The sequence below is a fragment of the Buchnera aphidicola (Pemphigus obesinymphae) genome (assembly GCF_026122815.1).
In the GTDB taxonomy this organism is placed as follows: Bacteria; Pseudomonadota; Gammaproteobacteria; order Enterobacterales; family Enterobacteriaceae; genus Buchnera_C; species Buchnera_C aphidicola_BJ.
The window spans coordinates 1-268 of record NZ_JAIWQW010000146.1 but is presented as its reverse complement, the minus strand read 5'-3'; the positions used below and the strand labels follow the sequence as shown (position 1 = coordinate 268).

The following is a 268-nucleotide window of genomic DNA, read 5'->3' as shown; positions in this document are numbered from 1 at the left end:
AGTACAAGCAGGAGCAGGCATAGTATTAGACTCTGTGCCGCAAGAAGAGGCTAATGAGAGCCGAAATAAAGCTCAGGCAGTAATCCAGGCAATAATTTACGCTCACAGCTCCAGAGAGGTCGTTTAATGGCTAATTTGCTTCTTTTAGATAATATCGGAAAAGTACAAGCAGGAGCAGGCATAGTATTAGACTCTGTGCCGCAAGAAGAGGCTAATGAGAGCCGAAATAAAGCTCAGGCAGTAATCCAGGCAATAATTTACGCTCACA

Annotated in this window: 1 protein-coding gene; it reads left to right on the top strand. The window is 44.0% G+C overall.

Annotation, left to right across the window (positions count from 1 at the left end):
- Positions 1–127 (top strand): hypothetical protein (locus LDP10_RS03510; RefSeq protein WP_265197310.1); only part of this gene is annotated, 127 nt, incomplete at its 5' end.
- Between the last annotated feature and the right edge of the window lie 141 nt (positions 128–268).